We start from the raw sequence: 13,607 nt of genomic DNA, 5'->3' as shown, positions 1-13,607 counted from the left end.
GTGCTAAATTATAGGGTGAATTAATTGAATGGTTACGGTGAATTGGAATGAAGGTCATTAAAAATTTTCTGTACAACGCGGGATACCAACTGCTGGTGCTGATTGTCCCGTTTGTCACAGCGCCCTATATTAGCCGGGTTTTACACGCCGGGGGGGTCGGAATCAACGCGTATACAAACTCGATTGTGCAGTACTTTGTTTTGCTAGCCGGTCTGGGAATCGAGACATATGGGAACCGCGAAATTGCGTACGTCCGGGAAGATCCTCAGAAGCTATCACGGGTTTTCTGGGAAATTCAAATTGTAAAAATTATGATGACAGTGGTGTCATTGATAATTTTCTTCCTTTTTGTTAGGGCCTACGATAAGTATGTTTACTTTTTAGCAATCCAAGCGGTTAATATTGTTGGGGTTGCGTTTGATATTTCATGGGCTTATATGGGACTTGAGGATTTCAAACGAACGGCTGTTAAGAATACGGTTGTGCGGTTACTGTCCGTTGTTTTGATTTTTACGTTGGTTCGTAATATCCATGACGTCGGATTATACATTTTAATTGTTGCCGGTTCTAACCTGGCGGGGAACCTTACCCTATGGCCGCACATGCGAAACGTCCTTCGTCCCGTTCATTTGCGGGACTTACGGCCACTTCGTCACGTTATGCCGACAATTAGTCTTTTTATTCCAACCATTGCGATTCAAATTTATGTCCAGTTGAATAAGACGATGTTGGGGGTCATGATTGGAGCAACGTATTCCGGGTACTACTATAACTCTGATCAGGTAATTAAGATGGTGCTGTCGGTCGCAACGGCGTTAGGAACGGTAATGCTTCCCCACGTGGCAGCTGAATTCGCGAAGGGAAACCGGGAAAAGATTAACGAACTTTTGTATAAGTCGTTTGATGCGATGAGCTTGCTGTGTACCGCGATGTTCTTTGGGGTAGCGGCGGTTAGTCTGCGTCTTGGCCCGTGGTTTTATGGGAAAGGATTCCAGCCGGTCGGCCCAGCGATGGTGATTGAGTCGGTGGTTCTCCTTGTAATTGGATGGAGTAACGTGATTGGAACGCAGTTCTTGGTGCCGACGAATCGGGTTCGGCCATACACGATGTCGATCATTGCGGGTTCGCTATTTAATATTTGTGCGAACTTCTTTTTGATTAAGGCGTGGGGCCTTAACGGGGCAATGGTGTCAACCGTGCTGTCGGAAATCGTAGTAACAAGTTACCAGTTATGGTCGATTCGCCATATTGTCCGGTTCCGGGCGATGTTTAAAAACGTGTGGAGGTACTTTTTAGCGGGAGTGGGAATGTTTATCCCCGTGTTCTACCTTAACTACACGTTGACACCGGGAATCGTTCACTTTGCGTTTGAGATTATGCTGGGAGTAGTGCTTTATATTATTTTGGTTATTCTTTTGTGCCCGGCGATTATACGGGAAGTAGCTGCTTTGGCAAATCAACGGTGAGTGGGTCGATTTATTGATAGTTAACGAGTAGATGTCGAATGAGAAAATCATTCGGTTTTTTATTTTGGTGAAGGTTAAAAAACAGATAACAACGTTGATTTTAAATTGACATAAAAGAAAGCCGTCTCCCATAATATCCTTTGGATATTTATTTGGAGGTTACCATGGAAAGTAAAAAGCATTTTAAGATGTATAAGAGTGGCAAGCAATGGGTTGTTGCAGGGGTTACAACGGCAGTGGCAACGCTTGGAACAGTTACCCTCGGGAGCCACCACGTGAAAGCCGACACGCTTGCAACGGCAACAGCGCAATCAACATCGACGCAGCAGGCAGCCCAGTCTTCTCGAACGGTTACTTTACGGAGTACGTCAGCTGCTACGACGAGTAGTTCTTCAGCACAAACGGCGATGAACCAGCAGAAGAATGTGCAATCAAGTGAGGTTTCTTCTCAAACATCAAAGGGTACAAGTGCCCAGAATCAAGCGAAGAATACCACATCACAGACGAATATCACGGCAGCCCAGGAAGCCGCTAATCAGCAGATTCTGGACAATGGGAAGAACACGTTCCGGGAAAACCAGACTGCCAATATTTACAATATGACAGGCTTTTCGGCAGGAGCAGTTCCTAACCGGAGCCTCGGGGTCGACGTTTCAAGTTACCAGGGGACGAACATGGCACCATATGCCCAGGCAGGCGCAACGTTCTCAATCGTTAAGGTTTCGCAGGGGACGGGGTATGTTAACCCGAATGCCGCTGGTCAAATTAGGTCATCAGAAGCAAATGGAATGATGACGCAGGGATACCACTACGCAACGTTTGGTGGGAATGCTGGTGCTGCTAACGCCGAGGCCGCCCACGCAATTGCGGCCGCTCAGCAGGTAGGGTTACCAAAAGGGACGTACCTAGCATGTGATTACGAACAGTACGCAAGCGGGGACGTTAACGCCAACACGAACGCCGTTATTGAATTTATGCAACGGATTAAGGATGCTGGGTACATTCCGCTTCTGTATTCTGGGGCATATTACATGAAAACCTACCTTAACCTAAACGCAATTGTTAATCGGTTTGGAAATTGTTTGTGGATTGCGTCATACCCGACAATGTCGGCAGTTGATGGCCCTAACTTTAATTACTTCCCAAGTACTAATGGAGTCATTATGTGGCAGTACACTGATAACTGGAAGGGAATGAACGTTGATTCCAGCGTAAACGTGGTGCCAATGCAGACGCAAAATACCACGCAACATTCTCAGGGTTATGAGTGGATTTCTGGGCAAAATATTGAAGTTTATTATGATGCTCAGGGGAACATGGTTCATGGCGAACAGTGTATCAATGGTCACTGGCAATACTTCGATCCTCAGACTGGTGCGCAGGCCAAGAACCAGTACGTATGGCTAGGCGATAAGAATGAGGAAGTTTACTACGATGGCTTAGGCAACATGGTTCACGGTGAACATTATATTAATGGTCATTGGCAGTACTTTGACCCACAAACTGGCGCACAAGCTAAGAATAAGTACGTGTGGTTGAGTAATAAGGAAGTTTACTATGATGGCTTAGGTAATATGGTTTACGGCGAGCAGACCATTAACGGTCACCGACAATACTTTGATCCGCGGACTGGTGCGCAGGCCAAAAACCGTTACGTATGGTTGAGTAATAAGAACGAGGAAGTTTACTACGATGGTTTAGGTAATATGGTATACGGTGAACAAACCATTGATGGTCACCGGCAATACTTTGATCCACGGACCGGTGCGCAGGCCAAGAACCAGTATGTATGGCTAGGTGATAAGAACGAGGAAGTCTATTACGATGGTTTAGGAAACATGGTTCATGGCGAACATTATATTAATGGTCATTGGCAGTACTTTGACCCACAAACTGGCGCACAAGCTAAGAACCAGTACGTATGGTTGGGTAATAAGAATGAGGAAGTTTACTACGATGGCTTAGGTAATATGGTATACGGTGAACAATGCATTAACGGTCATTGGCAGTACTTTAACCCTCAGACCGGCGCGCAAGCTAAGAATAAGTATGTTTATTTGACGGACAAAAATAAGACCGTTTACTACGATGGTTTAGGAAACCTTGTTCAGTAGGAAAAAATAAAAATGCCCGTAGCGGTAATTCTTATCCGCTACGGGCATTTACTATTATCGTCGACCATTACTTCCGGTACTCCTTTTCCTTGGCGATCGTCGCTGCCTGGTTAATTGGTTCCTGTGGCAGGGCGCCCGCACACTGAACAAACGTATCCATTATCTCTGTGATTAATGCCATTGGAAACATCTCCTTTCTTGATTTCACCTGCATTCTATCAGGGGAATAACGGGTTTGTCTTGAAAGGGCGGTAATAATCGAGTAAGTTTTTCCTGATCTTTCTAAGAAAAGAATGGGCAAAATTCTTAGAAAGCATGATGATTTTAAGAACCGTTCTTAGGGAAAGCATGGTATGGTGAGAGGGAGTCTGGATGAACGGAGGAATTGGGATGAAAATGAAGTATCCTGATGAGTTGATTCGGCGGGTTAATGCGGAATTAACAGGGCATCGGCTTGAAGGGCTGGTGACCGGGCGGGGGCCGCAACACCCGCAATTGATGGTTGTGGGGGAGGCCCCAGGACGAACTGAGATTGAAACGCACGTACCATTTTGTGGGGCGGCAGGGAAGGAACTAACAAAGTCATTAGCGACGATTGGCCTTCGTCGGGATGACGTGTACATTACGAGTGTGGTGCGGAGCCGGCCGTATGCGATTAAGCACGTTCAGGATAAGCGAAGCGGACAGATTGTTGAAAAACGGCCTAACCGGCCCCCGACTAAGCGAGAAGTCCGGGCGTTTGCGCCGGTCTTTGATTGGGAAGTGGATCAGGTTGCTCCGCAGCTAATTGTGACGGTCGGAAATACTGCCCTACAGCGATTGCTAGGTTCTCAATATACTGTGGGAGCCGTGCACGGTCAGCTCTTTATGCAGCCGTTACAGCGGTCAACGGATCAGCTCACTGGAAAGTATGAGCATGCGATACAGCCAACGCCGGTAATCCCCCTGTTTCATCCCGCAGCGGTGTTTTATAACCGCAAGCTTCAGTCTCAGATTGAGGCGGACTGGCAGCGGGTCGCAAGGTACATTGCAACTGGTAAATAAATTAATCCCCGCGGATTCTATCCGCGGGGATTAATCATTTATCATTAGTCTTATTGCCCTGATCAGCCTCTTTTTGTGCTCGCCGCAGCCAGCGAATGACCTGAACGTCCACCGTTACGGTCGTGAAAAAAGCGGTAAGTGCTAAAAAGGTGATAAACATGGCGCCGAGAATTAGCCCCTTTTTGGGAGCCAAAACCGTTACAACAATGGTTGCCATGACGGAAAGAACTGCCAGGATCATGGTGAAGCCCGTGATAAGAATCAGGTTGCGTTTTAAGTGTTTCATGGAAATATTCCCCCGGAAATAATCTGGTCTTATTGTACATTAAATTGTAATCATGGGGAATGGGGGCTGGTTTGGTATAATAACAAGGAAGGGATTTCCCTGGCAATAACGAGTTATAGAAGAGAATAAAATGCATCAGGAGGGGTTTACATGAACGCAACGGAACCAACATTAGATTGGCTGACAGATCCAACGGTGTTTGCGGTCAATCGGGTAGCAGCCCACGCAGACTTTGACTTTTATCAGAATCAGGAGGAGGCCGTTCACGATAAATCGAGTTTAAAGCAGAGCCTTAACGGTGTATGGCGGGTTTCCCGGGTAAATGGTCCGGCTCTCCGCCCAAAGGAATTTTACCAACCGGATTTTGATTGCAGTGGGTTTGATACCGTTCGCGTTCCAGGCAACCTTGAAATGGAAGGCTTCGGTAAACCTCAGTACGTAAATACCCAGTATCCGTGGGACGGGAAGGAAAACCTGCGGCCGCCGTACGTTTCAATGACGGATAACCCGGTTGCAAGCTACGTCAAAACCTTCCGGGTGGCGAACGGCTTAAAGGGGAAGCGGACGTTTATCTCTTTCCAGGGAGTTCAGACGGCCATGTACGTATGGTTAAACGGCCACTTTGTGGGTTACAGTGAAGATTCGTTTACCCCGAGTGAATTTGAAGTGACCCAGTATCTCAAGGAAGGTGACAATAAGCTCGCCGTTGAAGTGTACAAGTACTCCAGTGCTAGTTGGATTGAGGACCAGGATATGTGGCGATTATCCGGAATTTTCCGGGACGTCTTTTTGTACGCGGTACCGGATACCCATGTCATGGATCTTTTCGCTAAGCCAGACCTCGATGCAACGTACACGAAGGGACGGCTAAATCTTGACTTGAAGCTGGGTGGCGCAACGGACGATGTCACCCTGCGCTTTTTACTGGTAAGCGACGACCGGCAGCCGGTTTGGCAGTATGAGTTACCGGCCAAGGAACGGATTCAGATGATGGTTAAACTCAAGCAGGTCAACCTGTGGAGTGCCGAGGATCCCCGGTTATACCGGCTGGTAATTGAGGTTGCCCGCGGAGAGGAACAGCTTGAGGTGGTTACTACCCGCGTTGGTTTCCGGAAGTTTGAAATGAAGAACCACATCATGTGTCTAAACAACAAGCGGATTGTCTTTAAGGGAATTAACCGTCACGAGTTCGACTACCGGCGGGGACACGCCGTTACCAAGGAACAGATGGAAGCCGACGTTAAGTTTATGAAGCAGCATAACATTAATGCGGTCCGGACGTCCCACTACCCGAACAACTCGTACTGGTACCAGCTGTGTGATGAGTACGGGTTATACGTGATTGATGAAACAAACCTGGAAAGCCACGGTTCCTGGCAAAAGCTTGGGAAGTGCGACCCGGAGTGGAACGTTCCGGGCGATAAGGAAGAGTGGGCGGAAAACGTAATTGACCGCGCTAATTCGATGATGCAGCGTGATAAGAACCACCCGTCGATTTTAATTTGGTCGTGTGGAAACGAATCGTACGCCGGAACGGATATTCTCGGGATGACGCAGTACTTCCACCACTATGACGACTCGCGGCTCGTTCACTACGAGGGGGTCTTCTGGAACCGAAAGTACGAGCAGATTTCTGATATGGAAAGCCGGATGTATGCTAAGCCGGCGGAAATCAAGGAGTACCTGGATGGCCATCCGCAAAAGCCGTACATCTCATGCGAGTACATGCACTCGATGGGGAATTCAACTGGTGGAATGAAGCTCTATACCGACCTGGAAGACCAGTATGCCCAGTACCAAGGTGGGTTTATCTGGGACTTTGTTGACCAGGCAATTCTCCGGCGGAATGGTCAGGGAGAAGAAGTTCTTGCATACGGCGGGGATTTTGACGACCGCCCGACGGATTACGAGTTTTCTGGAGACGGAATTGTGTTTGCTGACCGGACACCGTCACCGAAAGCGGCGGAGGTTAAGCAGCTTTATTCCAACATTAAGTTAACCGTGAACGAACAAGGTTTCACGGTAACCAATAAGAACCTCTTCAAGGACACGCAGGGGTTGGTATTTGACGTCCGCGTCCTTCATGAAGGGGAAGAAATGTGGGTTAACCAGTACCTTCTCAACGTTCAGCCCGGAACAACGGGAGAATGCGCCGTTGATTGGCCGGAGCTGTACGAAGGCGGGGAGTACGTCTTTGAAGTGTCTGCGCACCTGAATTACTACGCGCAGTGGGCGGAAATCGGTCATGAGTTAGCCTTTGCACAGATGACGGTTCAAAAGGAGCAACCGGCGAAGGTTATTTTCGGTGACCTTGAAGTGATTAACGGTGACGTAAACGTTGGCGTTCGGGGAGAGAACTTTAGTGTCCTATTATCGAAGGCGGAAGGCGGAATTAGTTCGTACCGGTACAACGGCCGGGAAATGATTGCGCGCACCCCGCAAACGACGTTCTGGCGGGCAATGACGGATAATGACCGGGGCGCTGGCCAGGGCTTTGGGCGGGGACTATGGCTCCAAGCTGGGAAATTTCAGAAACTGATTGATACTCAAGTTGCCGATGCAGACCATGCCGTGACCGTAACGTTCACGTTCCAGTTACCACTGGCGGACGAAACTCTCAACACGGTTCAGTACCGGGTAACGGCGGACGGGGCAGTACACGTAACGGCAACGTACCACGGCGCTCCGGGACTGCCGAGTATTCCGGCATATGGGATGGACCTCAAGATGCATGCCTGCTACCACAACTACCGGTTCTACGGTTTAGGGCCGGATGAAAACTACGTTGACCGGGATAACGGGGTTAAACTAGGAATTTACTCCGGAACAGCTCAGCAAAACCTTGCACCGTACCTTGTTCCGCAAGAAACTGGGAATCACCGGGGCACCCGGTGGCTAGAGGTGACGGACGATCAGGGGATTGGCCTTCGGATTACAAATGAAGGCACTGCCCTAGAAAGCGCCGTTCTTCCGTACAGTGAATACGAATTAGAAAATGCTCTTCATCAGGAAGAACTGGGAACCCCGCACTTCACGTGGATTCGGTTACTTGCAGCGCAGATGGGTGTCGGCGGTGACGACTCGTGGGGTGCACCGGTGCATGATGAGTTCTTGTTGCCGGCGGATAAGGAGTATGTGGTGAAGTTTAGTTTGAAGGGTGTTAATCATTAGGGGGAATGTGTTTAAATGTTAAAGAAAAGGATTATTAAAATTGTTATAGCGTTTGGGATAGTTGAGGCAATACTATCTGGCTGTAGTAAGCAAGAGACACATCATCAGGGTAACGAAACGGGTACCCCTAAAACAGCGACGGTGAAAACCAGTTCTAAACAAAAACATAGTAATTTTCTATGGAATAAAGATAAAGCGGCGGCGCTTGATTCGTTTATGAAATCATGGGGAAATACAATGGGGCAACAATATCAGAGTTATTTCCCAGGAAATAATACTGATTATTATGGTTTGGCATTTCCAAAGGAATTAGGACAACATAGTATTGCGGTTAACGGCAATACTAATGTTAAGGTGGCATGGTCTAATAATGGTCGTGGGAATGCTGATTATAATGTGGTGGCAATTTATTGTGACAGTGCTACAGCAAAACCAATGGAAGCCCATTTATACTTCTTTACAATTCATCACGGAAAGCCGGTTGTGCTTGTAACAATGACAACAAATGGAAATATGTTATATTTCCACGAAACGAAGAATAAGGCGTTACAAAATGAGTTTACCAAAATTATGGGCAACAAGAAGGAACATTCCGTGGTGCATCGTACTAATAAGGATACGCCTCTCTCTTTGACATCCCAGCAATTAGGAACCCTGGTTGGGTTATATAAGGCTCCTGATTGGTTTAAGGGTGGTCTTAAAGGAGGAACTATGTGGTATGGTAATTCGCAGAATACTCCTGATATTGGCTCTGCATTCCAAGGGTTTGACTACATTACTGCGAATGGTGATCCAACGAGTTATCTCTACTACAAGCAAGACGGAGGAAACGTTGTGATAAAGTATGTTGATCCGACCAATAGTCAAGGGGTTGCGAATGCGCCTATTCGGACAGAAACAATCCCATTAAAACGACTAATTAACGATTATTACAATACTCCTCAGAAAAAGCAAGAGGTCGATGGCTATGCTAATGAATTAAAACCGGAAGCAGATTTTTTGAGTCAAACGCAGGGTAATTAATAAAAAATATGGTTTTATTCTTTGCTTTGTTTTTCAGGTTCTCTGTCAACAAACACTGATGAGTAATTTTCAAAATAGTTCAATATCTAACCATATCAACAGGATTTAGTGTAGAGTTATAGTAAGTTACGATGGATAAATAAGAGTTTCGATAAAACAAGTGCTAGATAATTTCATTTTCTATGCAACGTAAGTCTGTAAATTTCAGGAGGAAGTTTTGTGAATTTTGATACGCATAAATATGAATATTGGATTGTAAGCATAATAATTACGCTATTAGCTATCTTTTACGTTGTGCTAGGCGGACACTACCTAGTTAGTTATCAAAATTCTGATCTTATTATCCATTTAGATCGAGTCTTGGGACTTGGTGGCGTGTGGTTTCATCCTATTAATTTTAAGACCTTTGCTCAAATAGGGGACGGGATAAATTATTTTTATCCGTGGTTAACGCTATATCCAGCTTATGTACTAGTTCGGTTAACGCACTCTTTGGTGGTCGGAATGGGGATATTTATTATCTGGATAAACATTCTAACTGGATTAATTGCGTATTACTCCAGTAAGTCGATATTCCATAATAAATTAGTGGCATTAACATTTTCGGTACTATATATTTTCACGACATACCGTTCGCTTGATTTATACCGGCGTTTTGATATTGGTGAATTTATTGCAATGACGTTTATTCCTTTGACGGTCAGCGCGTTGTATCAAATTATAGTATGTGATAAACAGCGGTGGGTGATGCTCGCTATTGCAATGGCCTTAATTTTATACTCCCACCTTTTATCCTTAGTGCTTTGTGGGGTTGCTGGAGCATTGGAAGTTATTGCTTTGTATTCGCTTTCTCAAAATAAATGGGGGGGGATAAAGCAGCTCATCAAAGCAGTTGTTTTATGGTTCCTTTTGGGGCTTGGCTTTCTTATTCCGTGTATTCAGCAAAGACAACTGGGAGTGGCAATGCCGTTTAAGGCTTGGCTGCCAAACATGACGTTGCCAGTTAAGCAGATGATCATTAACGGCCTTAGTAATTCGCTAGGGAATAACAAGGATATTATTGTTAGTCTAGGTGTTTTATGCACGTTAATTTGTGTAACGGGAATATTTTTGCGAAAAAAATCGCGGATAGAATGGCGATTCTTAATTGTAGGAATAGTGCTGGCATTAATGATGACTAAGTTATTTCCCTGGAAATTATTTGGTCATTTACTTGATTTTATCCAATTTCCATGGCGGTTTGGTGAAGTGGCAGTTATTTTCCTACTACTGTTCGGTGTAAGCTGGCTTCTAAGAAGAAAGCATCCGTATGTGATTGCGGGAATTTTAATTATTGCAAGCCTGTGTTCGTTTGTAATTCGAACGCAGCGACTCAATGCTTGTGCAAATTCATCAATAATAGTAACAAGTAGTCGAAATCTATGTAATCCCCCCCGATTATTCTTACCTGTTGATTACCAGTTGCAAAAGGCGGTATTGAACGAAACAGGGATTGTTCAACATCGTTTTATGGACGGGAAAAGTAATATTCAACCAGAAGTAGAGATTGCCCCTAGTCAAGTTACGGTTATTTCTAAACGTACTACGTCTGAGTTAGATACACCCTTCGAGGCGTATAAAGGTGTATTCGCGAAGGAATCGTCCGGAAAGGTTTTGTCGAGTGGGGTGTCTTCCCGTGGTACTCTTTTGATCAAACAGGTTAAGCGAGGAGAGCACATTGTGGTAACGAGCCGTTATACTTTAGCAGCGCGGATTGCACAATTGATATCCCTGATAACGCTAATTAGTTGTTGGGGATTTTGGGTTAAGAACAGGCGAAGAATATTATATTAGAGTCATGGTTGGTATAGAGAGGATATAGTTATTCATGAACCAATGGGTTAAAAAGCACACTAGCCAAATAGTTGCATTTATTTTACCAGTGTTAATAATGCTGACTCTTTTTGCGGTTTGTCATGCATACCCGTTTGGCCGCCGGTTATACGATAACGGTGATATGGTTAACCAGTACATTGCAATTATGGCTTATTTCCGGCAGAACTGGGGTAATTGGCATGCCTTGCTTTACTCCCATAGTTTGGGCCTCGGCGGCAACTTTTTCACTGTTTGGGCATATTATTTAGCATCGCCGCTTAATTTATTAGCGTTGTTATTCCCTGTTCGGCTAATCCCAATATTTTATGAATTAAATATTCTTTTGGTCGCGGGGTTAACGGGATTATTTACTAACGTATATTTGAAACGTTCTAAGTTGTTAAACAGGGGCAACGCGTCTTCTAAGTTAGTTACAGTCCGTTTAATTTTAAGTACAGGTTTTGCAGTATCAACTTATTTTGTTACCTATGCTGCTTGCATTATGTGGTTTGATGTAATCATGCTTTTACCATTGCTAATGTTAGCGTTGGAGCGATTATTAGAAGACGGGAAGCCAGGATGGTTTGGCATTCTCTATGGGGTGTGCTTACTTGCCAATTACTATACGGGTTACATCATTTCGGTTTTTCTCGTTTTCGTGGTGATAAGTTGGCTAGCATATCAGCTGTGGATTAAGCGAGCGGTCATTAAATACATTATTAAGCGGTTAGTAATCTTACTAATTACTGGTGGTGCTGGACTACTGATTGGGTGTTTCACACTCCTTCCTAGCATGCATGCGCAAAAATTAGTTAGTGCTGCCCCGTTTACTGTTACTAATGAAACGTTGTCACCGTTAGTACAGCTCCCATTGGGACTATTTAACGGTGCGATTGGTGCTGCTCAAACCGGAATTTACAATAAAATACCAATGCTTTTTACAACCACCCTTACGGTCATTCTTGTTGTTATGTTTTTCTTAATGCGCCGGATTAATTGGCGTGAGAAGGTAATTTGTGGAATTGGATTACTTATCCTTGCGCTTAGTGTTCATTTTCAGACAACTTATATGATGTGGCATGCATTTACGATGCCAAATGGTTATAATCACCGGGAATCCTTTGTCTTGGTATTTGTGCTTACTGCTTTAGCGTACTATGCTGCCCAGTACTACTTAGCTAAGCCGACGCAAGTAGTTTACTGGAGTGTCGCTCTTTTAATTGGCGTAATGGGAATTCTTCGATTGGCGACACACGGTGCGTTTATACAGTTACATATAATATGCGTAAACATCATCTTGATGGTAATTTGGGCGGTTTTTCTCAAATATTCTTTCCGTTGGAGTAGCGCTGCATTGGTTGTTCTTGCCTGTGTGGATCTTCTAAGCGCGAACCATGTCGTTGCATCGCAGACCGTTGCTGGGGGATTGAACTGGCCATCTTATAGTATGCAAGAACAGAAAATGGGGCGGGTTATTAATGCCATTCGGCCATCAAAAGGAAGTTTTTACCGGATTGGAACTAACGCACGGATTAATAACAATGATCCGTTACAGTTTAATTATTATGGGTTATCTGATTATACTTCCCAGCAACCAACGTTTGAAACAGACTTTCTCTCGTCAGTTGGTTATTATCAGAAATATTCATGGACACGGTGGAGCAACTTTAATAACGGCGCAACCAGGGCAATGAACGACCTGCTTGGGGTAAAGTATTACGTTCATTATGACGTGAAAAACTTACGGTTAACTGGTGCTAAACGTCAACCGGCATATTATCGAGACGAAGTTCATCACAACAATGGTAATTGGGTCTATCGCAGTAATACTGCTTTTCCCCTTGCCTTTAAGGTGTCGGATAAGGCTGGGAATGTTCCAGGACCGTATAATATCGATAATAATCCGTTCTTCGTCCAAAATAATATTTGGAATGAGATTGCAGGACGTGAGGTGGGAATGTACAGCGGACAACGGGTAGACCGAGAAATTAATACTGATAACCATACCATTACTTACCACGTGGTCGTTAACCGCGCTGGTCAGGCATACCTTTACATTCCTGTCCAAAATAATCCTGGAGTTGTTCGGGTTAGTTGTAATGGACGGACCCTTAAATCTAACTTATATTCGGCACAAGATGCTGAGAACGGCATTATTAGTCTTGGCTATTTTAAATTAGGAGATACTGTTGACGTTAAACTCAGTATTAAACATCCTCAAAAGAGTACTTGGACAGAATACTGCCGGATGATTCCTGATGTTGCTATTGAAAATGAAACAGTATTTCAGCAATTGCGTAAACAATGTACAGGACAAATTGATAGTATCCGGGTAGACGGATCACGAATCAGTTTTAAAACTGCCGGTAAATGGAAGAACAGTATGGTAATGCTAACAATCCCGTTTGACAGTGGCTGGCATATAAAGGTTGATGGTCATGCCGTTAAACCGCAAAAATTGCTCGGAACGTTTATGGGAATTCCGGTTTCATCTGGAAGACATAATGTTCAACTTATCTATCGGGTGCCGAAGGCTTACAGCGGGGTTTTAGGATTAATTAGCGGGATTATTATTCTTGGAATTGAATGTGGTTTTCTTAAGAAAAGAAAGGGCTAGTTTTAAAGGCTATTATTGGGTATTATCAGTAA

General features: G+C 44.8%; 8 protein-coding genes. 7 read left to right on the top strand and 1 reads right to left on the bottom strand.

Annotated features, from left to right (window positions below; genetic code table 11):
• Positions 1–47: 47 nt before the first annotated feature.
• The 3 genes from QOR60_RS05285 to QOR60_RS05275 all read left to right on the top strand — a co-directional run bounded on the left by QOR60_RS05285 (position 48) and on the right by QOR60_RS05275 (position 4,624).
• Positions 48–1,466: a flippase gene (locus QOR60_RS05285; RefSeq protein ID WP_283582322.1), complete on the top strand. Its 1,419-nt coding sequence runs from the start codon at positions 48–50 to the stop codon at positions 1,464–1,466.
• Between the two features lie 164 nt (positions 1,467–1,630).
• The gene (locus QOR60_RS05280) at positions 1,631–3,580 is read left to right on the top strand and encodes a GH25 family lysozyme (RefSeq protein ID WP_283582321.1); all 1,950 of its coding nucleotides are present in this window, start codon (positions 1,631–1,633) and stop codon (positions 3,578–3,580) included.
• Positions 3,581–3,976: 396 nt separating this feature from the next.
• Positions 3,977–4,624, top strand: coding sequence for a uracil-DNA glycosylase (locus QOR60_RS05275; protein ID WP_283582391.1), 648 nt, complete (start codon positions 3,977–3,979; stop codon positions 4,622–4,624).
• A 34-nt stretch (positions 4,625–4,658) separates the two neighbouring features.
• Here the strand turns inward: QOR60_RS05275 and QOR60_RS05270 are convergent, their stop codons facing one another.
• Positions 4,659–4,910, bottom strand: coding sequence for a hypothetical protein (locus QOR60_RS05270; RefSeq protein WP_283582320.1), 252 nt, complete (start codon positions 4,908–4,910; stop codon positions 4,659–4,661).
• A 150-nt stretch (positions 4,911–5,060) separates the two neighbouring features.
• Here QOR60_RS05270 and QOR60_RS05265 point away from each other — a divergent pair, with 150 nt between their 5' ends.
• From QOR60_RS05265 to QOR60_RS05250, 4 genes are all read left to right on the top strand, one after another.
• On the top strand, positions 5,061–8,081 hold the full coding sequence (locus QOR60_RS05265) for a glycoside hydrolase family 2 TIM barrel-domain containing protein (protein WP_283582319.1): 3,021 nt from the start codon (positions 5,061–5,063) through the stop codon (positions 8,079–8,081).
• A 15-nt stretch (positions 8,082–8,096) separates the two neighbouring features.
• Positions 8,097–9,104 carry an Lreu_0056 family protein gene (locus QOR60_RS05260; RefSeq protein ID WP_283582318.1) on the top strand — a complete coding sequence of 336 codons (1,008 nt, stop codon included), beginning with the start codon at positions 8,097–8,099 and terminating at the stop codon, positions 9,102–9,104.
• Positions 9,105–9,323: 219 nt separating this feature from the next.
• The gene (locus tag QOR60_RS05255; RefSeq protein ID WP_283582317.1) at positions 9,324–10,937 is read left to right on the top strand and encodes a glycosyltransferase family protein; all 1,614 of its coding nucleotides are present in this window, start codon (positions 9,324–9,326) and stop codon (positions 10,935–10,937) included.
• A gap of 34 nt (positions 10,938–10,971) precedes the next feature.
• The gene (locus QOR60_RS05250) at positions 10,972–13,575 is read left to right on the top strand and encodes a YfhO family protein (RefSeq protein WP_283582316.1); all 2,604 of its coding nucleotides are present in this window, start codon (positions 10,972–10,974) and stop codon (positions 13,573–13,575) included.
• Positions 13,576–13,607: the final 32 nt, after the last annotated feature.

This window comes from Ligilactobacillus hohenheimensis, from assembly GCF_947381805.1.
In the GTDB taxonomy this organism is placed as follows: Bacteria; Bacillota; Bacilli; order Lactobacillales; family Lactobacillaceae; genus Ligilactobacillus; species Ligilactobacillus hohenheimensis.
Note: the sequence above shows the minus strand (reverse complement) of the source record. Positions and strands in the feature narration are given on the sequence as shown.

Excerpts from the sequence above, each read along its gene's own strand:
- QOR60_RS05280 (WP_283582321.1), top strand. The coding sequence starts at position 1,631 with ATGGAAAGTAAAAAGCATTTTAAGATGTATAAGAGTGGCAAGCAATGG.
- QOR60_RS05265 (WP_283582319.1), top strand. The coding sequence starts at position 5,061 with ATGAACGCAACGGAACCAACATTAGATTGGCTGACAGATCCAACGGTG.
- QOR60_RS05270 (WP_283582320.1), bottom strand. The coding sequence starts at position 4,910 with ATGAAACACTTAAAACGCAACCTGATTCTTATCACGGGCTTCACCATG.
- QOR60_RS05275 (WP_283582391.1), top strand. The coding sequence starts at position 3,977 with ATGAAGTATCCTGATGAGTTGATTCGGCGGGTTAATGCGGAATTAACA.
- QOR60_RS05260 (WP_283582318.1), top strand. The coding sequence starts at position 8,097 with ATGTTAAAGAAAAGGATTATTAAAATTGTTATAGCGTTTGGGATAGTT.
- QOR60_RS05285 (WP_283582322.1), top strand. The coding sequence starts at position 48 with ATGAAGGTCATTAAAAATTTTCTGTACAACGCGGGATACCAACTGCTG.
- QOR60_RS05250 (WP_283582316.1), top strand. The coding sequence starts at position 10,972 with ATGAACCAATGGGTTAAAAAGCACACTAGCCAAATAGTTGCATTTATT.